Here is a 22,562-nt window from a genome sequence, read left to right as displayed (position 1 = left end):
GAGCTTGCCGGGCGGGAGCTGTCGATCCCCTGTCGGACCACTTTCAAGTGATTATCGATCGCCGCCGGATCATCACCGGGGTCTGGCGCGGACGGCCGGTTGCCGCAGTATGGACGGGTGGACAAAGTTCGAGTGCTGGTCGTGGACGACGACCCGCCGATCGCTGACCTGGTGGCGACCGTGGCGCGCTACGAGGGCTGGGACGCGATGACGGCCAATTCCGGCGAGGACGCGCTGCGGCTGGCCGGTGAGTTCCAGCCGGACATCGTGGTGCTGGATCTGATGCTGCCGGATGTGGACGGCTTCGGGGTGCTGGACCGGCTGCGCCGCTCCGGGACGATGGTGCCGGTGGTGTTCCTCACCGCCCGGGACGGGGTCGCCGACCGGGTCGCGGGGCTGACCCGGGGCGGGGACGACTACCTGGTCAAACCGTTCGCGGTGGAGGAGCTGATGGCCCGGCTGCGGACGGTGCTGCGGCGCAGCGCGGGCCCCGGCTTCCAGCGCTCGGTGCTGCGGGTCGGCGATCTCACCATGGACGAGGACACCCGTGAGGTGCGCCGCGGCAACCGGCAGCTCACGCTCACCCCCACCGAGTACGAGGTGCTGCGCTATCTGATGCGCCGCTCCCCCACGGTTCTCACCAAGGCGCAGATCCTGGACCATGTCTGGGAGTACGGCTTCGGAGGGCGGTCGAACGTGGTGGAACTGGTGGTCAGCAGGCTGCGCCGCAAACTGGACGACGACAGCGGCGACCCGCTGATCCACACCGTCCGCGGCTTCGGATACGTCATCAAGCAGGCCGCCGAGTGAGCCCCGCCCCGGGCGGCCGGCTGCGGCAGGTGTACGACCGGCTGCGCCTGGGCACCCGGCTGGCGCTGGGCCTGGGCGCGCTGTCGCTGGTGGTCTTCGCCGTGGTCGGCACGGTCCTGACCACCTACATGCACGACTATCTGGAGACCCAGCTCTCCGGTCAGATGGAGTCGGCGCAGGTGGTGCAGGCGGAGGACGCCATCAAGCACGGCGCGGTCCAGCGCGAGACGTACATCGGCTGGTACCAGGCGGTGTACGACGTCTCCGGCGGGCGGCCGGAGGCGCGCTCGCCGTCCGCCCTCCCGACCGACAGCAGCGCCTTCGCCGCCCTGGCCGCGCGCTTCACCGAGGACGGCGTCGAGGACCTCTACGCCACCCGCTCCATCGACGGCAAGGGCAGCTACCGGCTGCGGGCCTGCGAGGTGGAGCCGGGTGTGGTGCTGGTGACGGCGGCGCCCCGGGACGGCATCGAGAACACCGTCACCCGGCTGATCACGGTCCAGGTGATCGCGTTCGCGGTGGCGCTGCTGGCGCTGGTGGTGTTCGGGCGGCGGATGCTGCGGCGCGGGCTGAAGCCGCTGAGCGACATGGCGTCCACCGCGCACGGCATCACCTCGCACGATCTGACCGAGTCGGCGGCCCGGCTGCCGCTGCGCGCGGACCGGCGGGGCGGCGGCCCGGAGGTGGAGGAGCTGCGCACCGCGTTCAACACGATGCTGGAGCACATCGACGACTCGCTGGCGGTCCGCGCGGAGGCCGAGCAGCGGCTGCGCCGCTTCGTCGCGGACGCCTCGCACGAACTGCGCACCCCCCTGATGTCGGTCCGCGGGTACGCCGACCTCTTCCAGTACGCCCCGGCCAACGCCCCCGAGGAACGCGACAAGCATCTCTCCCGGCTGCGCGCCGAGGCCGCCCGGATGGGGGTCCTGCTGGACGATCTGCTGATGCTGGCCCGGCTGGACGCGGCGGAGGTCCAGGCGCCGGTGCGGCTGGCGCCGACGGATCTGGTGGAGCTGGTGCGGCAGGCGGCGGACGCGTTCGAGGCGACCCGCCCGGATCATCCGCTCACCGTGACGACCGGCCCGGACCCGGTCTGCCTGCCGGTGGACGCCCAGCGGCTGCGCCAGGTCCTGGACAACCTCCTCGCCAACGCGGCCGTCCACACCCCGGCGGGAACCCGGGTGGCGATAGCGGTACGGGTGACGCCCGGCGAGGCCCTGGTGACCGTCACCGACAGCGGCCCGGGGATCCCGGCCGCCGACCGGGAACGGGTCTTCGACCGCTTCTACCGCGTCGACAAGGCCCGCACCCGCGACCGCGGCGGCAGCGGGCTCGGCCTCTCGGTCGCGGGCGCCTTGGTCCGCGCCCACGGCGGCACGATCGACCTGACGAGCGCCCCCGGAGAGACGGCGTTCACGGTGCGGCTGCCGTTGCGGGGGGTTGCGGCGGGGGTGCCGGGGGGGCAAGGGGGAGGTGGGGTTCAGGAGGCGCAGGGGGCGCAGAGGGCACCGGGGGCGCCGGGGGCTCAAGGGGCACCCGGGGTTCAGGGAGCGCCGGGACGTCAAGGGGCACCCGGGGTTCAAGGAGCGCGGGGGGTTCAACAGACGCCCGGGGTTCAGGGAGCGCAGGGGGTTCAACAGGCGCCCGGGGTTCAAGGAGCGCGGGGTGCGGAGGGCACTCGGGGGGTGCACGGGGCGCCAGGGGTGCCGGATACGCCGGGGGTTCAGGGGGTGCCGGCTACGCCGGGCGCTGCGGGAGCGCCGGGCGGTCCCGGCGTTGCGGGCGCGCCGGGTGGCCCGGGCAGGCCGGTGACTGCCGGTGGTGGGCGCGGGCCGGGTGCCCAGGGCACACCGGGCGCTTCGGGCACGCCGAGTGACACGGGCGCTTCGGGGCGCCGGGCAGTTCGGGCACGCCCGTGACCGCCGGGGGTCCGCGCGGGCCGGGTGCCCAGGGCACCCCGAGTGACACAGGCACTGCGGGCACGCCAGGTGGTCCGGGCACGCCCGTGACTGCTGGTGGTGGGCGCGGGCCGGGTGCCCAGGACATTCCGGGCACGCCGGGTAGCGCGGGCGCATCGGGCACCCCAAGTGGTCCGAGCACGCCCGTCACTGCCGGTGATGCGCGCGGGCCAGGTACCCAGGGCACACCGGGCGCTACGGGCACGCCGAGTGACACAGGCACTGCGGGCACGCCGAGTGGCGCGAGGGCTGTGGGCGCCCCAAGTGGTCCGGGCACGCCCGTGACTGCCGACGGTCCACGCGGACCCGGCGCGCCCGGTGCCCAGGGCGTGTCAGTCGCACCGGACGCGCCGGGCGCTCGGGGCGTGTCGGTCGCACCGGGCGCACCACGCGCTCGGGGCGTGCCCGGCGCCCAGGGTGGTCCGGGCTCACACGGGGCGCCGGCGCCATCTGCGGAGGGCTCGGCGGAGAGTGCCGCGGGTTCCCCGCCAGGGGTATCCGGTGCGGCGCCCGCCCTCGGGACGCCCCGTGCGGCGCCCGCCCCCGGGACACCCGGCGTGGCGCCCGCCCCCGGGACGCCCGGCATGGCGCCCTCCCCCGGGGCACCCGGGGTCCCGTCGGGGCCGAGCGGCGGCCGGAGGCTCCCCCAGCCCTCCGGATCGACCTCACGCTGACCCATGGGCGGCGCGGAGCGGTCCCCGTTCCTCCCGGCGCCCGTGCGGGCTCGCCGCCAGGACGGCCACGTCGTCCTCGGCGTGGGCCGCGTCCAGGCGGGACAGGACGGTGTCGAGGACCGACTCCACGCCCTCGGTGCCGGTGAAGCGGACGGCGGCCAGGCGGTTCAGGGAGTGGTCGATGTCCTCGCCCCGGTGCTCGACCAGCCCGTCGGTGAACAGGAGCAGGGTGCGGGCCGGGTCCAGCGGGTGGGTGACCGCCTCGTAGCCGCCGAGTCCCGTGCCCAGCGGCGGGCCGACCGGCACGTCCAGCAGGGTGGTGCGGCCGTCGCCGCCGATCACGGCGGGCGGCAGATGCCCGGCGCTGGCCAGCGTGATCTGCTCGCGGACCGGATCGACCCGGGCGATCAGACAGGTGGCCGGACGCCGGTCGGGCTCACCGGCGGCGATGTCGTCGAGCTGGCGCAGCACCCGGTGCGGGGGCAGGTCGGCGGCGGCGATGACCCGCAGGGACTGCCGGTAGGCGGTCATGTCGACGGCGGCCTCCACCCCGTGCCCCATCACATCCCCGACGACCAGCAGCGTCCGCCCGAAGTGCAGCCGTACCGTCTCGCACCAGTCGCCGCCCACCAGGGCGCGTTTCCCGGCCGGGAGATGGCGGATGGCGACATCGAGGTTGGGGTGCGGGCGGCCCGGCTCGGCGAGCAGCGCGCGCTGGAGGTCGGCGACGACATGGCTGACCCGGTGGTGTTCGCGGGCGTGCCGGATATGGGAGGCGGCGCGTTCGGCGAGCAGGGCGAGGGCCTCGGCCTCGTGCCGGATGAACGGCAGCCCGGTGCGGGCGCAGACCAGGACGCCGAAGTGCTGCCCGCCGGAGGCCAGCGGCAGGCTGAGCGCGGGCCGGGCGCCCGCCCAGAACGCCCAGAACGCCCGGTGCCCGCCACCCCCGCCACCCCCGTCACTCCCGGCCCCGGCCCCGGTCCCGGTGCCGCGCGCGGCCGTCGCGGCGGCCCAGCGGGTGTCGGGCAGCACGGACGCGTCGCCGCTGACCGCCTCGTACCCGGTGCCGGTGCCGTTCTCCCCCGGGATCCGCAGGACCGCGGCCGTGCAGCCGAGGTGCGCGGCGGCGCCGCTGGTCAGTTCCTCGCAGGTGGTGATCTCGTCCAGGGTCGTCCCGATCCCGGCCATGACCACCCGCAGCACGGCGAGCCGCCCGGCCCCGACGGCACCCGGCGGCGGCCCCCCGCCTCCCGCGCACCGCCGGGCGGACGGGGGCCTTCGGACCGACCGCAGCCAGCGTGATACACCGCACACACCTAAAGGGTGGCAAATCACTTCGCGGAACGCACAGAATCCCGGCAGACCCGCACCAATGGGCCATCGGGTGTGGTGTGGCACGGCGTGCCCGCGGGGAAGACGTCCATGGCGGACACGCACGGCAGCACCATGCACGGCACCACCACGCACGGCACACGCCGGCCCGGCACTCGGGGCCACCCGGCGCCGTGTCCGCCCGTCCGCCCGCGCTTCGTCGGCTCCTGGACACCCGTCCGTCACACCGAGCGGGGACCTTTCCCTGGGGTCCCCGGCCCCGCTCCCCATCCCGGCCCCCACCGGGCCGCCCCCGTCCCCCGCCGCCCCGCTCGCCTTGCATCCGCCCGCCCCCCTCACTGCCGGGCGCGATGCGGAAGGACGACGTACGCCGTGACGCTGATGCCGCTCGACGGGCTCCCCCAGCCCGCCGCCCCCGCCGTGGACCCGGCCCCCCTCGGGCCGCCCGCTCCCACCGGCCCGCGCTCCCCCGCCGCCGCCCGAGCCGTCCGGCTCACGATCAGTCTGCTGCCGCTGCTGCTGATCGCCGGCTGGGCGGTGGTCGACCGGCGGTCCCTGTACGACGGCGTCGCCCGGCTGGCCTCCGCCGACCCCGCCTGGCTGCTGATCGCCGGTGTCCTCACCGCCCTGGGCTGGGTGGCCGCCGCCTGCGTCCGGCAGGGCGCGGTGCCCGAACGGCTGCCGCCGGGACTGCTGCTGGCCTCGCAGTTCGCCGCGGGCGCCGCCAACCACGTCCTCCCGGCGAGCATCGGCGCGCACGCCGTCACCCTGCGCTTCCTCCAGCGCCAGGGCATCCCGCTGGCCCGGGGCACCGCGTCCCTGGCGCTGTACTCGCTGGTCAAGCCGGTCGCCAAGACCGCGGTGCTGCTGGTCTTCCTGATCGCCTTCCCCGACATGCTGCACTTCGGCGATCTGCTGCCCGACACCTCGACCGTGGTGCTGATAGCCGGTGGGATCGCGGCGGCGCTCGCCGCGACCGTCGTCCTTCTCGCGGCCGTCCCGTCGCTGCGCCGCCCGGTGACCGGCTTCCTGGGCACCGCCCTGACCGACGCGCGGGTGCTGCACACCCGGCCGAGCCGCTATCTGCCGCTGTGGCTGGGCGCCGCCGCCACCCCGCTGCTCCAGGGCAGTGTGATCGCCGCGGTCGGCTTCGCGCTGGGGCTGCCGCTGTCCTGGGCGCAGGTGGTGTTCGCGCTGCTGATCGCGAGTACGGCGGTGGGCGCGGTGCCCGCGCCGGGCGGGATCGGCCCGCTGGACGCGGCGATGGTGTTCACCATGACCGCGTTCGGCGCCCCGGTCGGCCTCGCCACCGCCACGATCATCGGCTACCGCGTCCTGACGGTCTGGATCCCGCTGCTGCCGGGGGCACTGGTGCTGTCGGCCCTGGTCCAGCGAAAGGCGCTGTGAGCCGGTACCGGCACTACGCCCTGTACGGACACCGGGCCCCGTACCGACACCGTGCCCCCCGTACCAACACCGCGCCCCGTACCGGCGCACCCCGCACCGGGGATCCTCAGAACCCCGCCCCGCCCGTCCTCGCCCCCAGCCGCGCCGCCAGCACCGCCACGTCGTCCTCCGCGTCCCGGGCGTCGAGGCGGGCGAGGACCGTGTCGAGCATGTCCTCCACGCCCGTGCCGGGCGGGAAGCGCAGCCCGGTGAGCCGGGCCAGGGAGCGGTCGATGTCCTCGTCCCGGCGCTCGACCAGCCCGTCGGTGAACAGCAGCAGCGTCTGGCCGGGCGCCAGCCGGTGGGTGGCGGGTCCGTAGCCGCCGTGGCCGGTGCCGAGCGGGGGGCCGACCGGTACGTCCAGCAGGGCGACCCGGCCGTCGGCGCCGATCACGGCCGGGGGCGGATGCCCGGCGGAGGCCAGGCTCACCAGCCCCCGCACCGGGTCCGTCCGGGCGATCAGACAGGTCGCCGGACGCCGGTCCGGCTCGCGCGCGGCGAGGGCGTCGAGCTGGCGCAGCACCCGGTGCGGCGGGAGATCGGCGGAGGCGATGTAGCGCAGCGAGGAGCGGTACGCCGCCATGTCCACGGCCGCGTCCGGACCGTGCCCCATGACATCGCCGACGACCAGCAGCGTCCGCCCGAAGTGCAGCCGTACCGTCTCGCACCAGTCGCCGCCCACCAGGGCGCGCCGCCCCACCGGCAGATAGCGCAGGGCGACCTCCAGATTGGGGTGGGGGCGGCCGGGCGCGGCGAGCAGCGCGCGCTGGAGCCGGCCGGCGACGGCGCCGACGGCGTCGTACTCGCGCGCGTGCCGGATGGTCGCGGCGGCCCGCTCGGCGAGGAGGGCGGCCACCTCGGTGTCGGCACGGCCGAAGGCCGCCCCTTCCCCGGCCGCGCGGGCGCAGACCAGGAATCCGTAGCCGTGTCCCTGCGCGGTGAGCGGTACGACGAGTACGGGCCCGGAGGCGGTGGCGAGGGTCAGGGTCCCGTCGGGGGCGCTCCGGGCGGCCGGGAGGACGGCGCCGGGCCCGGGGAGCAGGTCGGGGTTGCCGCCGACGGCCGTGTACGCGGGCCCGGAGTCCTCGTGCGGGGGCAGCACTCCGGCGGCGGCGCCCAACTGCGCGGCGGCCTCCCGGGCCAGTTCGGCGCGGGTGGTCGCCTCGTCCAGAGTGGTGCCGATCCGCGCCACGACCGGGCGCAGCAGGCTGAGCGGGGGCGGTGCGCCGCCGTCCGGGGACGCACCGGGACCGGTCGGCTCCACCGTGGCCGGCCCTTGCAACGATTCGAACGATCGCGCCACGCGCCCCACTGTAGGAGCAGGGCGCGCGGACGCGGGTAACGAGGGGGTTACCACGAGGCGGCCGACGGCCCCGGCCCTCCTGCCCCCGCCGTCACCCCTCGGCCATCACCCCGCCACCGTCAGCCCTCCGGCGTCAGCCGCAGCGAGATGCTGTTGATGCAGTACCGCTGATCCGTCGGGGTCGGATACCCCTCACCCTCGAACACATGCCCGAGATGCGAGCCGCAGCGCGCACAGCGCACCTCGGTGCGCACCATCCCGTGCGAGCGGTCCTCGATCAGCTCCACGGCGTCCGTGTCCTTCGGATCGAAGAAGCTCGGCCAGCCGCAGTGCGACTCGAACTTGGTGGCGGAGGTGAACAGCTCGGCCCCGCAGGCGCGACAGGAATAGACGCCCTTGGTCTTGGTGTCGGTGTACTCCCCGGTGAACGCGGGCTCGGTACCGGCCTGGCGCAGCACCGCGTACTCCGCCGGGCTCAGCTCCGCGCGCCACTCCTCGTCCGGCTTCTCGACGTCGTACGACATGACCTTCAGCCCCTTACCTCGACTACCTCGACTGCCTCGATTACCTCGACCGCCTCGGCTGGTGCGACAGGCGGTCCAGCACGATCGGGCCCAGGTCGGTGACATCGCCCGCGCCCATGGTGAGAACGAGATCCCCCGGCTTCGCCATTCCCGCGATCACGGCCGGGGCCTCGCCCTTGTCGTGCACGGCGGTGACATCGGCACCGGCCGCGCGGGCGGCCTCGATGATCAGCTCGCTGGTGACGCCGGGGACCGGGTCCTCGCGGGCCGGGTAGATGTCCAGGACGACGGAGGCGTCGGCGAGGGCGAGGGCGTCGCCCATCTCCTTGCCGAGTTCCTGGGTGCGGGAGAACAGATGCGGCTGGAAGAGGACCAGGATCCGGCCGTCCCCGGCCGCCGCCCGCATGGCCTCCAGATCGGCGGTCATCTCGGTGGGGTGATGGGCGTAGGAGTCGATCACCTGGACGCCCGCCGCCTCGCCCTTGAGCTGGAGACGCCGCTTGACCCCGGTGTACGCGCCCAGCGCCTGCGCCAGTTCCCCGGCGGGCACCCCGAGGGCCACGCCCGCGGCCAGGGCGGCGACGGCGTTGTGCGCGTAGTGACGGCCGGGCACGGAGACGGCGAAGGTCAGCTCGGCCCCGTCGATCACCACCGTGACCTCGCTCTTCAGCCCCTGCGCCACGATCGAGGTGATCCGCACGGCGGCGTCCGCGGACTCCCCGTACGTCACCACCCGCAGATCCCGCCCGGCGACCCGGCGGGTCAGCTCCCGGGCGCCCTCCTGGTCGGCCGCGATCACCAGGGTGCCGCCGTCGGTGATCCGGTCGGCGAAGGTGACGAAGGAGTCGTGGATCTCCTCCATCGAGGCGTAGTTCGCGTGGTGGTCCAGCTCGACATTGAGGACGATGGCGACCTCGGGGGCGTACTTGTGGAAGCTGCGGTCGCTCTCGTCCGCCTCGGCCACGAAGATCTCACCGGCGCCGTGCAGCGCGTTCGAGCCGGGCGCGTCCAGATCCCCGCCGATCGCGTACGACGGCTCCAGCCCCAGCTCGGTCAGGGACACGGCCAGCATCGAGGTGGTGGTGGTCTTGCCATGGGTCCCGGCGACCGCGATCGGGCGCAGCCCGGTCATCAGCGCGGCCAGCGCGTCCGACCGGTGCACCACGGGGATGCCCAGGTGGGCGGCGCGCACCAGCTCCGGGTTGTCGGCCCGGATCGCCGACGACACGACGACGCTGCTGGCGTCGTCCGCGAGATGCCCGGCCGCGTGCCCGATGTGCACCACGGCCCCGAGCCCGCGCAGCGCCTCGGCGGTCGCCGACTCCTTGGCATCGCTCCCGGCGACGGCGGCCCCGCGCTGCGCGAGGATCTTCGCGATCCCGGACATCCCGGCCCCGCCGATCCCGATGAAGTGCGGTCGCTCCATGGCCTGCGGGATACCGGGTGCCATGCGTGTACTCCTCGTGCAGTTACGTGCGGTTACATGCGGTTACGGATGCGGAAAGCGCCCTCAGCCTATTCCAGCGGGGGCGCCCCCAACGCCCTCAGGGGCGCGGGGAACCGCGCGACCCACCACATACCACCCGCACCCGACCGGACAACCGCAAACACCCCCACATCCGCCACCCCCACCCCCACCCCTACGCCTTGCTGTGCGAGAACAGCTTCAGCACCGGCACCCCCACCTTGTGCCGCGCCCGCGACGCCCAGTCCCGGTGGAAGAACTCCTCCACATAGTGCGGATCGGTCAGCACGATCACCTCGTCCGCCCCGATCTCCTCCACCAGCCGCTTCAGCTCGTCCAGCGGATGGTTCTCGATCAGCCGCCCCTGCGCCCCGCTCCCCGAGGCCCGCAGCGCCTGGAGGGAGACATCCAGCGCCTGCTGCCCCTCGCCCCGCGCCCGCGCCCCCTCCGGGGTCTCCCGCTCCCGCGCCGCCTCGTCGAGTTCGCCGAGCGCGAGGTCGTCGATGGCCCGCAGCAGCCGGTCCGCCTGATCACCCCGCGGCTGGAGGAGGACGTGGAAGGCGACCGACTCGTCCCCGTGCAGGGTCGTGACGAACTCCACGTCGGCGGACGTCAGGGCCTTCTCGATCATCAAAACGCTTGTGAACACCAGACGCCCCTTCTGTTCGAGGGCTCGAAGCCCTCCGTCCCGCCTGGGCCGCTCCGGGCCCTGCGGAAACCATCCTGCCCCGTGATCGCACGGGTACTGCCTGTCTAGTGTGCCCACCGGAAGGTAAACGGAACGGCAGATTCCGCTGATTTACGGCCGACGGTAGCGCCCGAACAAAAACCCGGCCTCCTCCAGCAGGGACACCAGTTCGAAACGGGCCGGTACGGCCACCCCGGGCCCGCCGGCGATCCGCTGCGCGTCCCCCGCGGTGAGCAGCGGCGCCACGGTGAGGCACAGCTCGTCCAGCACCCCGGCGGCCACGAACTGCCCCAGCAGCCGGGGTCCGCCCTCGGTCAGCAGCCGCCGGTACCCCCGCTCGGCCAGCGCCGCCACGGCCCGCGCGGGCTCCACCCCGGCCCCGTCCCCGGCGATCACCACCAGGGCGCCCGCCCGCTCCGCCGCCGCGATCCGCTCCGCCGGGGCGGCGGACCCGGTGAGCACCAGGGTGGGCACCAGCGGCGCGGTGAACAGCGGCAGCGAGAAGTCCAGGTCGAGACCGGCCGAGACCACGGCGATGGCGGGCACCGGCGCCTGTCCGGCGGCGGCCCGCCGGGCCGCGAACTCCACCCGCGCGCGGGCCGGGCGGTACTGCTCCTGGCGTACCGTTTCTGCGCCGACGACCACGGCATCCGCCAGGGCCCGCAGGGTGCCGAAGATCCGCATGTCGGCGGGGTGGGAGATCGGCTGGGAGCGGCCCCCGTGGTGGGCGGCACCGTCGAGGGTGGACACCATGTTGGCCCGCAGCCAGACGGGGGGTTCCGGGTCCTTCGGGTACGCGAGGCCCTCCGGGCGGGCAGGGCCCGCGAGGCCCTCCGGGTGCTCGGAGCCCTCCAAGCCCTCCAGGTGCTCCGGGTGCTCCAGGCGCTCCAGGTGCTCCAGGTGCTCCGGGTGCTCCGGGTGCTCCGGGTGCTCCGGGTGCTCCGGATAGGCATACGCGTCGGCGAGGGCGTCGAGGCTCCACTCGCCGGTCCCCCCGTCCGCCCCCTCCCCGGGGGCGCCGCCCCGCGCGGCGGTCGGTGTCTGGTCGGTCACAGGGAACAGGCGTCGCATGCCGAGCAGTGTTCCACGCCGCCTACCATGGTGAACCGTGTCGTCCTCCCCCGCCGCACCCTCCCCCGGCCCCGGTCCGATAGCCGACGCGGCCCCGCTGTCGCTGTGCGCCCGTGAGCCGCGCGTCCCCGCGGACCGACTGGTCGCCGAGATGGTCCCGCCACCCCGCTTCGACTCGGTGCGGTTCGCGACCTATCTCCCCGACCCGGACCAGCCCAGCCAGACCGAGGCCGTCCAGGTGCTGGAGAGGTTCGCGGCGGGGCTCACCGGGCCCCCCGGGACCGGGACCGGCGCCCGCCGCGGCTTCCTCGGCTTCGGCCGGGCCAAGGGCGCCCGGCGACCGGCCGACGGCGGCGGCCCGCGCGGGGTGTACCTCGACGGCGGCTACGGCGTCGGCAAGACCCATCTGCTGGCCTCCCTCTGGCACGCCACCCCGGCCGAGCCCGCCCGCAAAGCGTTCGGCACCTTCGTGGAGCTGACGAACCTGGTGGGCGCGCTGGGCTTCCAGCAGACCGTGCAGACGCTCTCCGGCCACCGCCTGCTCTGCATCGACGAGTTCGAACTCGACGACCCGGGCGACACCGTCCTCGTCTCCACCCTGCTGGGCAAGCTGGTGGACGCGGGCGTCGCGCTCGCCGCCACCTCCAACACCCTGCCCGGCAGGCTCGGCGAGGGCCGGTTCGCCGCCGCCGACTTCCTGCGCGAGATCCAGGGCCTGTCGGCGCACTTCCGCGCCCTGCGCATCGACGGCGAGGACTACCGCCACCGCGGTCTGCCCGAGGCCCCGGCGCCGTACTCCGACGAGGTCGTCACCAAGACGGCGTACGCCACGCCGGGTGCCTCCCTCGACGCCTTCCCCGGTCTGCTGGACCATCTCGCCAGGGTGCACCCCAGCCGCTACGGCGCGCTGACGGACGGCGTGGCGGTGGTCTGCCTGACGGATGTCCGGCCGGTGCCCGACCAGTCGACGGCGCTGCGCCTAGTGGTCCTCGCCGACCGGCTGTACGACCGGGAGGTGCCGGTGCTGGCGTCGGGGCTGCCGTTCGACCAGTTGTTCAACGACGAGATGCTCAGCGGCGGTTACCGCAAGAAGTACTTCCGGGCGATCTCCCGGCTCACCGCGCTGGCCCGTGACGGCCGCGCCCTCACCACGGCGGGCTGAACCCTCACCACGACGGGCTGAACCCTCACCACGACGGGCTGAAGCCTCACCACTGCGGACTGAAGCCTCACCACGACGGGCTGAACCCTCGCCCGTCCGTTCGGAATTCCGCCCGCGACACGCGATCAAGGGCGGGTTCACGCCAGCCGACCCGCACTTTTGAGGCTCTCTCCAAGCCGAAACATCGAGTTAACCCTGCAAACAACTTCGCAGGGTTAACGTGTTTCTTGACCAGCCATTGACCAACCGTTGGTCTGTGTATGGGGCGCGTAAAGGGGCGTAAGTGCGAGGTAAGACGGGTGGTGCGGCACAGTCGCCGGGCTCCGTCGCGCCCTGTGCGCCCCGACTCTCCGCGTTCGCGGTGAGATTCGCGACCGTGCACACGGTGTGTCATACCAAGGCCAACGCCTGGCCCGGCGACCGTTCGAGACGGTCGCCGATACCGAGTTCACCGAACTGACCGGGTTCACCGAACCCACCCGGCCGCTGAGCGGAACCCAACCCCGCCCACCGGCCGAGAGGGACCCTCCCGCACTCCCCCTCCCTTCGTGAGGGCGCGGGCGGACGCCCCTCTCCCCCCGTCCCGCAAGCCCGACGCGCACCCCCCACACAGCGCGCGCCAGGAGGAGACACGACCATGCAGCCCCTCATCGACAACGCCCGTACGTTCGGACAACGCCCTGAGGAGTTCGCCGAGCTGGCCCAAGGCCAGTCCCCCCAGGTGCTGTTCATCACCTGCTCCGATTCCCGGGTCGTCCCGGCCCTGATCACGGGCGCCCGCCCCGGCGAGCTGTTCGAGCTGCGCACCGCGGGCAACATCGTCCCGCCGTACGCCTCCGAGCGGCCCACCGGCGAGGCGGCCACCATCGAGTACGCGGTCCAGGTGCTCGGCGTCCGCGACCTGGTGGTGTGCGGCCACTCCCACTGCGGCGCGGTCGGCGCCCTGGTGCGCGGCGACGACCTGGACGCCGTACCCGCCGTCCGCGACTGGCTCGGGCACGCCGCCGGTGAACCGCGCTCCGGCGACCCGGCCGACCCCACCGTCGCCGACGCCGTGCAGCACCATGTGCTGGCCCAGTTGCTGCGGCTGCGCTCCTATCCGTGTGTGGAGAGCGGGCTGGCCGAGGGCCGGCTGACCCTGCACGGCTGGTACTACGAGGTGCACACCGGTGCCGTGCGGACCCACCGCGCGGACACCGACACCTTCGAGGCCCTGTGAGCCCTGTGATGACCCCGACCACCCCTCACACGTCCTCCCGTCCCCCCTCCCTTTCGGCCAAGTACCCCCACCTCAAGCAGGACTTCGCGGCCTCCCTGGTCGTGTTCCTGGTCGCGCTGCCGCTCTGCGTCGGCGTGGCCGTCGCCTCCGGTGTCCCGGCCGAGCTGGGCCTGATCACCGGCATCGTCGGCGGCATCGTCACCGGCATGATGCGGGGCAGCAGCCTCCAGGTGTCCGGCCCCGCGGCCGGTCTGACCGTGCTGGTCTTCGAGGCCGTCCAGGAGTTCGGGCTGGCGGCGCTCGGCGCGATCGTGCTCGCGTCGGGCGCCCTCCAGCTCCTCATGGGCGCCCTGAAGCTGGGGCGCTGGTTCCGGGCCATCTCGGTCTCCGTCGTGGAGGGCATGCTCGCCGGGATCGGCCTGGTGATCATCGCCGGGCAGCTCTACGCGGCGGCCGGGATGCCCGCCCCGGCCTCCGGCCTCGACAAGCTCACCGGCCTCCCGGAGGCCGTCGTCGAGGCCCTGGGCAGCACCACCGCCCTGACCTCGCTCGCCATCGGCGCGGGCACGATCGCCGTGCTGGTGCTGTGGCGGCGGGTCCCGGCCAGGGCGCGGGCCCTGCCGGGCGCGCTCGCCGCCGTCCTGCTCGCGACTCTGGTCACCCTGGTGCTGGATCTGCCGGTGGCGACGGTCGAGGTGCGCGGCTTGCTGGACTCGGTCCAGCCCCCGGGGCTGGACGCGCTGGGCGGCCTGGCCACCCCGGCGGTGCTGGGCACAGTGCTGGCGTTCACCCTGATCGCCTCCGCCGAGAGCCTGTTCAGCGCGGCGGCCGTGGACCGGCTGCACACCGGGCCGCGCACCCGCTACGACCAGGAGCTGATGGCCCAGGGCGCGGGCAACGCGCTGTGCGGGGCGCTGGGCGCGCTGCCCATGACCGCCGTGATCGTGCGCAGTTCCGCCAATGTCCAGGCGGGCGCGAAGACCAAGGCGTCCCGGGTGCTGCACGGCGTCTGGCTGCTGCTCTTCGCGGCGCTGCTGCCGCAGGCGCTGGCCCTGATTCCGATACCCGCCCTGGCCGGTGTCCTGGTCCACGCCGGCTGGAAGCTGATCCCGTTCCGGCAGATCGGCTCGCTGTGGCGGGAGCACCGGGGCGAGGCCCTGATCCTGGTGGTCACGGCGGTGTCGATCGTCGCCGTGAACATGTTCGAGGGGGTGCTGATCGGGCTGGCGCTGTCCGTGGTCAAGACCGCCTGGGAGGCGTCCCACCTGAAGCTGGAGGTCGTCGACAAGGGCGCCGGACCGGTCCAGGCGTATCTGGCGGGCAACGCGACCTTCCTTCGGCTGCCGAAGATCCTCGACAGTCTGGAGGCCCTGCCCCAGGACCGCCCGGTGGAGCTGGACCTCTCCGGGGTGCACCATCTGGACCACGCCTGCCGCACCGCCCTGGAGAACTGGGCGGAACGGCACAGCGCGGCGGGGACGGAGCCGGTGAAGGTGAAGGCCAAGGCGAAGGCGGCTGCGCGGTGAGCCCGCGCTGACCCGGTCCGGCGGTGCCGCTGGCCCGTCCGGCAGTGCCGCTGGGCCGTCCGGCGGTGTCCCTGGCCCCGTCCGGCAGGGTCGCTGCCCCTGTCCGGCGGTGTCGCTGCCGCTGTCCGGGCGGTGCCGGAGTGTCCGGCCCGGGGCCTGAGCGCCCTCGGGCCGGACACGCGCGCTTCCGCCGCCCTTACCCCTCCCCCACCTCTCGGGCATATCGTTGAAGAAACGGCGAAAACGGACCTCTGTATCTCGGTGGCTCTGCTCGTACGAGGAGGTCGAGATGCTCGAAGCACTCCTGGTGACCCTCGCGACCGTCGGTTCGGTGGGGGTCGTCTACCTCGCCTCGGCCGCCCGGGTGGTCAAGCAGTACGAACGCGGTGTGGTGCTGCGGCTCGGGCGGCTGCGCGGCGGGGTGCGGGGGCCGGGGCTGACGATGATCGTCCCGGTCGTGGACCGGCTGCACCGGGTGAACATGCAGATCGTGACCATGCCGATCCCCGCCCAGGAGGGCATCACCCGGGACAACGTCACGGTGCGCGTGGACGCGGTCGTGTACTTCAGGGTCGTCGACGCGCCGAGCGCGCTCATCACGGTCGAGGACTACAAGTTCGCGGTGTCCCAGATGGCCCAGACCTCCCTGCGGTCGATCATCGGCAAGAGCGAGCTGGACGATCTGCTCTCCAACCGGGAGAAGCTCAACCAGGGCCTGGAGCTGATGATCGACAGCCCGGCCGTCGGCTGGGGGGTGCAGATCGACCGGGTCGAGATCAAGGACGTCTCCCTGCCGGAGACGATGAAGCGGTCCATGGCCCGCCAGGCCGAGGCCGACCGCGAGCGCCGCGCCCGGGTCATCAACGCCGACGCGGAACTCCAGGCGTCCAGGAAACTCGCCGAGGCCGCCCAGCAGATGGAGGCCACCCCGGCGGCCCTCCAGCTCCGGCTGCTCCAGACAGTGGTCGCGGTGGCGGCGGAGAAGAACTCGACGCTGGTCCTGCCGTTCCCGGTGGAACTCCTGCGCTTCCTGGAGAAGGCCCAGCAGCCGGCAGAACCCCCGAGGAACCCGCAGCAGAACCCGCCGCAGAGCCCGGAACCCGACGCTTAGCCCGATCGGCCCGCACCCCTCCCTCCCCACACCTCCCACACCCCCCACAATGCGCAGTTTGTCGTATTTATAACGTTACGTTCGTCGGGTGATCCTCCCCGCCCGACGCGCCCCGCGCGTACGACGCCCCCTCGCGGCCTGTGTCCTGGCCGCCGCCCTGCTCGCCTCCCTCGCCGCCTGCGGCGGTCCCGCCCCGAAGGCACACCCCACGCACCCCACCCCTTCCGCCCCCTCCCGTCCGCCCACCCTGGCCCCCGGCCCCGGCGGGCTGACCCCCGTCTTCCACAGCGCCGCCCGCGCCCGCGACAAGACCGTCGCCCTCACCTTCGACGCCGACATGACCGCCGATCAGGGCGACCGCGCGGCCTCCGGCGAGCACTTCGACAACCCGGAACTGATCACCACCCTGCGCCGCCTCAAGGTGCCGTCGACCGTCTTCATGACCGGACGCTGGGCCGAGGAGTACCCGGCGCAGGCCCGCGCCATCGGCCGGGACCCCCTGTTCGAGGTGGCCAACCACTCCTACAGCCACTACGCCTTCACCGGCGACTGCTACGGCCTGCCGACCGTCGCCCCGGACCGGATGGCGGCGGACGTGGAGCGGGCGTTCACGGCGTTCCGCGCGGCCGGGGTGCCGGATCCGATGCCGTACTTCCGTTTCCCGGGCGGCTGCTACGACCAGCGGGCGCTGCGGGCGCTCGGCGCCACCGGGGTGACGGCGGTGCAGTGGGACGTGGTGAGCGGTGACGCCTTCGCGACGGACGCGGACGCGGTGGCCCGGCAGGTGCTGGACGGTGTACGGGCCGGGTCGGTGGTGGTCATGCACTGCACGCGCAGCGCGGCGCCGGTGACCGAGGAGGCGATCCGGACGATCGTGCCGGAGCTGCGCGCCAAGGGCTTCCGGTTCGTGAAGGTGTCCGAGCTGATCGGCTCCGGCCCGGCCGGTTCCTGACGGTCCTACGGTCCTACGCTGGAGGCATGAGCGAGGACCGCACCGGCGCCGACGACCGCGACTACTGCCTCATCGACACGGCCCGCCCGCCGAAGGCCGACGGGCCGCCGTTCGCGGAGTGCGTGCTGTGCCGGGAGCCGACCGAGTACCCGAAGGCGTACAGGGGCGTCACGCTGTGCCCGGTGTGCGAGTGGCAGGAGGCGCAGCGGACGGCCTGCTCGGGCTGACCGGGAGGCGCTGGCGTACCCTGCGGTCCGTGAGCGAGAGCCCTTTCCGGACAGAGCCCGGTGACCGTGACACGGCACGGCAGTTCGTGCTGCCGCTGGTCGTGCGGATCGAGCGGGGCGCGCCGCCGTCGCGCACGGACGCGCTGGAGACGGCGGCCCGCGCGGTGCTGGTGATGCTCGCCGACCCGCGCGCGCTGGACGACGGGGAGTGGGCCGGGGCGATGCGGGACTGGCAGGACGCCCGGATCCGCAAGGTGGTGCGGCGGGCCCGGGGTGCCGAGTGGCGCCGCGCGGAGGCCCTTCCCGGCATCACGGTGCCGGGCAAGGCGGCGGAGGTACGGGTCTTCCCGCCCGTTCCGCTGGACGGCTGGCCCAAGGATCTGGCCCGGCTCCAGGTCTCCGGCACGGATCTGGACGACCCGGAGCCGCCGCCGGTCGCGGACCGGGGGGCGCCGGTGCTGTGGCTGAGCCCGGAGGTGGAGATGTCGGCGGGCAAGGCGATGGCCCAGGCGGGCCATGGCGCCCAACTGGCCTGGTGGGACCTGCCGGACGCGGAGCGAGCGGCCTGGCGGGACGCCGGTTTCCCGCTGGCGGTGCGCACGGCGGAGGCGGCGGAGTGGCGGACCCTGACGAGCAGCGGTCTGCCGGTGGTCCGGGACGCCGGTTTCACGGAGATCGCCCCGGGTTCCTGCACGGTGGTGGCGGACCACCCGGCCCTGCGCCGCGCCTCCGGCGGCTGAGAACGCCGGGCACCGGCCGGGGCGCGGCCGGAACATCTGGGCCTCGTGGAAGTCGGCGTGGTCGCGTCCGCCCCACCCCCACCGCGCCCGCCCGTCCCGAACCTCAAATGTTGCTCTGAACCAGCGCCCCGCGGGGTTCACGGCGCTCCGGCGGGGCCATACCCCGACTCACCGGGATCGTGAGATGCCGCAGGAGGAGGGGGACATGGGGGCAGCACAGGCGGAACGGGCCATCCGGGGAACGGCGCTGGTCCTGGGCGCGGGGATCGGGTGGCGGCCGGAGATCGCCGGTGCCGTGGAGCGGATGCCGGGGATCGACTGGGTGGAGGTCGTCGCCGAGAACGTCTGTCCCGGGCATCTGCCGGAGTCGCTGGTGCGGCTGCGCAAGCGCGGGGTGACGGTGGTGCCGCACGGGGTGGCGCTGGGGCTGGGCGGGGCCGAGCGGCCCGACGCGGGGCGGCTCGCGGCGCTGGCCGAGCGGGTGGCGGCCCTGGGGGCGCCGCTGGTCACCGAGCACATCGCGTTCGTCCGGGCGGGCGGGCCGCTCACCGCGTCGCCGCCGCTGGAGGCCGGTCATCTGCTGCCGGTGCCCCGTACCCGGGACGCGCTGGACGTGCTCTGCGCCAACGTCCGGATCGCCCAGGACGCGCTGCCGGTACCGCTCGCCGTCGAGAACATCGCCGCCCTGCTGTCCTGGCCCGGCGACGAGATGACCGAGGGGCAGTTCCTGTACGACCTCGCGGACCGGACCGGTGTACGGCTGCTGATCGATGTGGCCAATCTGCACACCAACCATGTCAACAGCGGTGCCGATCCGGGCCAGGCGCTGGCCGAACTGCCCCTGGAGGCGCTCGCGTACGTCCATGTGGCGGGCGGTTTCGAGCGGGACGGCGTCTGGCACGACAGTCACGCCCACCCGGTGCCGCGCCCGGTCCTCGATCTGCTCACCGACCTCGCCTCCCGGGTCGCCCCGCCGGGGGTGCTGCTGGAGCGGGACGACAACTTCCCGGCACAGGAGGAACTGGAGCGGGAGGTGGAGAGCATCCGGGCGGCCGTCGCCCAGGGGCGGCGCAAGGGGGTCGCGGCGGTGGCGCCGGTCTGGGGGACGCGGATCGACGAGGAGGTCCCGGCGGCGGACGGGGCCCGGCAGCGGGTGGGGCTGTCGCAGACCGCGCTGCTGTCCGCGCTGGTCGCGGGGACACCCGTGCCCGAGGGGTTCGACCGGGCCCGGCTGCGGGTGCAGTCGCGGGCGCTCGCCGGGAAGCGGGCGGACGTGGTGGCCAAGGTGGCGCCCGAACTGCCGGAGATCCTCGGGAGCGCGTACCGGGATGCCTTCCTGGCGTACGCCCATCGCCGCCCGATGGCGGAGGGCTACCGGCGGGACGCGCTGGACTTCGTACGGCATCTGCTGCGGGAGGGGGAGGGGGCGGGCGAGGCCCGGGAGTTGCGGGAGTGGCTGCTGGACCGGTCCGGGCCCGCGCCGCGGACGCCGGGGCCCGGGGCGCGCCTCGCACGGGCCACCCGGCGGGTGCTGCCGGGGCGTTGAGAGGGCCGTCCCTTTCGAGCCCTTCCGATCCGTCGGCGTCGTCCTGTCCGGATAGTGAACACGGCATGGCGTTCTTGAGTCCGCCAGCATAGAAACACGGCATGTTCTGGGTGGTTCTCCTGCTCCTGGCCTGGGCCGTCGCCGGTGCGGCGTGCACCCGGCTGTGTCTGTCCGCCGTCCGCGCGGCGGCCACCGACCCCGACGCCGGGCGGGGGCACGATCTGACGCTGTACGAGGCGGCCTTCCTGTCCGGCGGCCCGGCGCGGGTCGCCGAACTGACCCTGGTGTCCATGGCCCGCCAGCGCCGGCTGCTGCTCGCCCGCACCGGGTGGGCCACGGTCGTCGATCCGCGCGGACGGGACGAGATGGAGCGCACGGTGATCGGCGCGATCGGGCCCGGGGGACAGTCGCCGATAGCGCCGGTGCGGACCGCGACGGCCGCCGCCGATCCGGTGCGCGGTCTCGCCGACGGGCTCGTCCGGGCCGGTCTCGCGGTGCCGGACGGCACCGGGTCCACGGTCGCGGCGGGGGTGCGACAGGTGCGGGGCGCGGCGGTGATCGTGGCCGCGCTCGGGGCGGTCGCGCTGCTGATGCCGGGGCCGACGGAACTGCCGCGCCCGCTGGTGGCGCTGTGGTTCGCGCTGCCGCTCACCCTCACCCTGAGCTGTCTGGTGCTGGCCCGGATCGAGGTCCATCCCTACGCGCACTGGGCGTCCCCGGCCGGGCAGCGCCGGCTCGGCGCCCTGGCCCGGCACACCGGCCGCTCCGCTGCCGGGGACGACCGGGCGTTTCTGACCTCGGTGGCGGTGCTCGGGGTGCACGCGGTGGGCGAGCCGGATCTGCGGGCGGCGTTCGCCCACCGGGAGCGCCACCTCGACCCCGGGTCGGGTCAGGGCCGCGAGCCGGATCACTAGAGCCTGTCGGGGGGCGTGTCGGGCCTGTCGGGGGGGGCGCGTCGGGGCTTGTCAGGGGGCGCATCGGCGTATTGGCCCGCGCCACGCGCCCTCGGTGCTTGCCTTCCTCCCACCTCACACCAAACATCCCTTTTGTCAGCAGGTGGTCGCCACCATGCCCCGAAGGGATCCCTCGTATGCGAGCCGTCGCGCTCTCCTCGGCCGTCGGGGCGCTGCTGCTCGGCGCCCTGACCGCCGCCCCGGCCGGTGCCGCAGCCCCCGGGCTCCCCGTCCTCCCCACCGCCCCCGGACTCGCCGGGCTCCCCGGACTTCCCGCAGCCCCAGGGCTCCCCGGACTCCCCGGTGCCGCCGAGGTGTCCGGCACCCGGGTCGCCGCCGAGCGGGCCCGCGCGGCCGGGGTCGCCTTCGGACCCTGCGCGGACGCCCAGGACCTGCCCGGCGCCATGGAGTGCGGCACGGTCTCCGTCCCGCTCGACTACGCCGACCCCGACGGCACCCGGATCGAGCTGGCCGTCAGCCGGGTCGCGGCCACCCGCACCGACCCCGGCAACAGCAAGCACAAGGTGCCCCGGCAGGGCGCCCTCGTCTACAACCCGGGCGGCCCCGGCGGCTCGGGCCGCTACTTCCCGCTGATCGGCATGCTCCCCGAGTGGAAGCGCATCGCCGCCGCCTACGACCTCGTCGGCTACGACCCGCGCGGGGTCGGCGGTTCGGCGCCGCTCTCCTGCCAGGACCCGGCCCGGTTCTTCAAGGGCCCCAGCCAGGCCCCCACCCACCCCTCGGCGGCGTACAAGAAGGAGCGGATCGCGCAGGCGCGGAGCTATGCGCGGGGCTGCGCCGAGCGGTCCGGGAGCGCCCTGCGGCACTACCACTCCCTCAACAACGCCCGCGATCTCGATGTGATCCGCGCCGCGCTGGGCGAGGAGAAGCTGACCTTCATGGGGTCGTCGTACGGCACCTACTTCGGCGCGGTGTACGCCACGCTGTTCCCCACCCATGTACGGCGGATGGTGTTCGACTCGGCGGTCGATCCGGACCCGGCGAGTGTCTGGTACCGCAACAACCTCGCCCAGTCCGCCGCGTTCGAGGGCCGCTGGGCCGACTTCCGGGCCTGGGCCGCCCGGCACGACACGGTGTACGGCCTCGGTGCGACGGCGGACGCGGTGCAGGCGAGCTACGAGAAGGCGCGGGCGCAACTGGCCGCCGAACCGGCGGGCGGGAAGGTGGGCCCCGGCCAGCTCCAGGGGATGTTCCTGGAGGCCGGGTACTACGACGACCACTGGCCCTACCGCGCCGAGGCGCTGTCGGCGTACCTCAAGGGCGATCCGCAGCCGCTGATCGACATCGCGGCGCCGGTCGAGGAGGCGGCGGTGGAGGCGGAGAACGCCAGCGCCGTCTACACGGCCGTGGAGTGCAACGACGCGCCCTGGCCGACGGACTTCGCGGTGTGGGACCGGGACAACACCCGGCTGGCCCGGTCGGCGCCCTTCGAGACCTGGGACAACGTCTGGATGAATCTGCCGTGCGCCTACTGGGAGGGGCCCCGGCAGTCGCCGGTCGATGTCCGGACCGGGCCCGGTGAGCTGCCGCCGACGCTGATCGTGGCCGCCGAGCGGGACGCCGCCGCGCCCTACGAGGGGGCGGTGGAGCTGCACCGGCGGCTGACGGGGTCGGTGCTGGTGACCGAGCGGGACGCGGGCTCGCACGGGCTGGCCGGCGGGCCGAACGCCTGTGTCAACGGATATGTGGACGCGTATCTGCTGGAAGGGCGGCTTCCGGTGCGGCGCGCCGCCTGCGCACCGCACCGCGAGCCGACCCCCGCCAAGGCGAAGTGACGCCTGCGCGAGGCAACGCCTGCGAAGCGACCCCTACGAGGTCGCTCCTACACGGTGGC

Annotated in this window: 18 protein-coding genes and 1 pseudogene; 13 read left to right on the top strand and 6 right to left on the bottom strand. The window is 74.2% G+C overall.

What is annotated here, in order from left to right; genetic code table 11:
• Positions 1-117 precede the first annotated feature (117 nt).
• Positions 118-810, top strand: coding sequence for a response regulator transcription factor (locus tag AB0O01_RS16655; RefSeq protein WP_365314021.1), 693 nt, complete (start codon positions 118-120; stop codon positions 808-810).
• A pseudogene (locus tag AB0O01_RS16650) lies at positions 807-2,243 on the top strand (HAMP domain-containing sensor histidine kinase); the annotation flags it as partial. The gene AB0O01_RS16655 and the pseudogene AB0O01_RS16650, both read left to right, overlap by 4 nt.
• Positions 2,244-3,433: 1,190 nt before the next feature.
• On the opposite strand, the gene AB0O01_RS16645 reads toward AB0O01_RS16650, so the two are convergent.
• On the bottom strand, positions 3,434-4,756 hold the full coding sequence (locus tag AB0O01_RS16645) for a PP2C family protein-serine/threonine phosphatase (protein ID WP_365314018.1): 1,323 nt from the start codon (positions 4,754-4,756) through the stop codon (positions 3,434-3,436).
• Between the two features lie 390 nt (positions 4,757-5,146).
• Between AB0O01_RS16645 and AB0O01_RS16640 the strand changes: the two genes are divergently transcribed.
• A complete protein-coding gene (locus AB0O01_RS16640; protein WP_365314016.1) occupies positions 5,147-6,181 on the top strand; it encodes a lysylphosphatidylglycerol synthase domain-containing protein in 1,035 nt (344 codons plus the stop codon).
• Positions 6,182-6,287: 106 nt separating this feature from the next.
• Here the strand turns inward: AB0O01_RS16640 and AB0O01_RS16635 are convergent, their stop codons facing one another.
• From AB0O01_RS16635 to AB0O01_RS16615, 5 genes are all read right to left on the bottom strand, one after another.
• Positions 6,288-7,523 (bottom strand): PP2C family protein-serine/threonine phosphatase, encoded by a 1,236-nt coding sequence (locus tag AB0O01_RS16635; RefSeq protein WP_365314014.1) that lies wholly within the window; start codon positions 7,521-7,523, stop codon positions 6,288-6,290.
• Between the two features lie 119 nt (positions 7,524-7,642).
• On the bottom strand, positions 7,643-8,047 hold the full coding sequence (msrB, locus tag AB0O01_RS16630) for a peptide-methionine (R)-S-oxide reductase MsrB (RefSeq protein ID WP_365314012.1): 405 nt from the start codon (positions 8,045-8,047) through the stop codon (positions 7,643-7,645).
• A gap of 40 nt (positions 8,048-8,087) precedes the next feature.
• Positions 8,088-9,497 (bottom strand): UDP-N-acetylmuramate--L-alanine ligase, encoded by a 1,410-nt coding sequence (gene murC, locus AB0O01_RS16625; protein WP_365314010.1) that lies wholly within the window; start codon positions 9,495-9,497, stop codon positions 8,088-8,090.
• 190 nt (positions 9,498-9,687) lie between these two features.
• The gene (locus AB0O01_RS16620; protein WP_365314008.1) at positions 9,688-10,161 is read right to left on the bottom strand and encodes an indole-3-glycerol phosphate synthase; all 474 of its coding nucleotides are present in this window, start codon (positions 10,159-10,161) and stop codon (positions 9,688-9,690) included.
• Between the two features lie 150 nt (positions 10,162-10,311).
• Positions 10,312-11,271 (bottom strand): pyrimidine reductase family protein, encoded by a 960-nt coding sequence (locus AB0O01_RS16615; RefSeq protein WP_365314006.1) that lies wholly within the window; start codon positions 11,269-11,271, stop codon positions 10,312-10,314.
• Between the two features lie 37 nt (positions 11,272-11,308).
• Here AB0O01_RS16615 and zapE point away from each other — a divergent pair, with 37 nt between their 5' ends.
• The 10 genes from zapE to AB0O01_RS16565 all read left to right on the top strand — a co-directional run bounded on the left by zapE (position 11,309) and on the right by AB0O01_RS16565 (position 22,503).
• Complete coding sequence (gene zapE, locus AB0O01_RS16610) at positions 11,309-12,433, top strand: cell division protein ZapE (RefSeq protein ID WP_365314004.1); 1,125 nt, start codon at positions 11,309-11,311, stop codon at positions 12,431-12,433.
• 637 nt (positions 12,434-13,070) lie between these two features.
• A complete protein-coding gene (locus AB0O01_RS16605; protein WP_365314002.1) occupies positions 13,071-13,652 on the top strand; it encodes a carbonic anhydrase in 582 nt (193 codons plus the stop codon).
• Between the two features lie 8 nt (positions 13,653-13,660).
• Positions 13,661-15,178 carry a SulP family inorganic anion transporter gene (locus AB0O01_RS16600; protein WP_365314000.1) on the top strand — a complete coding sequence of 506 codons (1,518 nt, stop codon included), beginning with the start codon at positions 13,661-13,663 and terminating at the stop codon, positions 15,176-15,178.
• A gap of 289 nt (positions 15,179-15,467) precedes the next feature.
• Positions 15,468-16,289 (top strand): slipin family protein, encoded by an 822-nt coding sequence (locus AB0O01_RS16595; protein WP_365313998.1) that lies wholly within the window; start codon positions 15,468-15,470, stop codon positions 16,287-16,289.
• An 88-nt stretch (positions 16,290-16,377) separates the two neighbouring features.
• Positions 16,378-17,241 (top strand): polysaccharide deacetylase family protein, encoded by an 864-nt coding sequence (locus tag AB0O01_RS16590; protein ID WP_365313996.1) that lies wholly within the window; start codon positions 16,378-16,380, stop codon positions 17,239-17,241.
• A 26-nt stretch (positions 17,242-17,267) separates the two neighbouring features.
• Complete coding sequence (locus tag AB0O01_RS16585) at positions 17,268-17,468, top strand: hypothetical protein (protein WP_365313994.1); 201 nt, start codon at positions 17,268-17,270, stop codon at positions 17,466-17,468.
• Between the two features lie 29 nt (positions 17,469-17,497).
• Positions 17,498-18,208 (top strand): aminoacyl-tRNA hydrolase, encoded by a 711-nt coding sequence (locus AB0O01_RS16580; protein ID WP_365313992.1) that lies wholly within the window; start codon positions 17,498-17,500, stop codon positions 18,206-18,208.
• A 205-nt stretch (positions 18,209-18,413) separates the two neighbouring features.
• A complete protein-coding gene (locus tag AB0O01_RS16575; RefSeq protein ID WP_365313990.1) occupies positions 18,414-19,754 on the top strand; it encodes a DUF692 domain-containing protein in 1,341 nt (446 codons plus the stop codon).
• A gap of 101 nt (positions 19,755-19,855) precedes the next feature.
• Positions 19,856-20,668 carry a TIGR04222 domain-containing membrane protein gene (locus AB0O01_RS16570; protein ID WP_365313988.1) on the top strand — a complete coding sequence of 271 codons (813 nt, stop codon included), beginning with the start codon at positions 19,856-19,858 and terminating at the stop codon, positions 20,666-20,668.
• A gap of 176 nt (positions 20,669-20,844) precedes the next feature.
• Positions 20,845-22,503 carry an alpha/beta hydrolase gene (locus AB0O01_RS16565; protein WP_365313986.1) on the top strand — a complete coding sequence of 553 codons (1,659 nt, stop codon included), beginning with the start codon at positions 20,845-20,847 and terminating at the stop codon, positions 22,501-22,503.
• Positions 22,504-22,562 lie beyond the last annotated feature (59 nt).

The organism is Streptomyces sp. NPDC093252, assembly GCF_040683675.1.
GTDB lineage: Bacteria > Actinomycetota > Actinomycetes > Streptomycetales > Streptomycetaceae > Streptomyces.
Note: the sequence above shows the minus strand (reverse complement) of the source record. Positions and strands in the feature narration are given on the sequence as shown.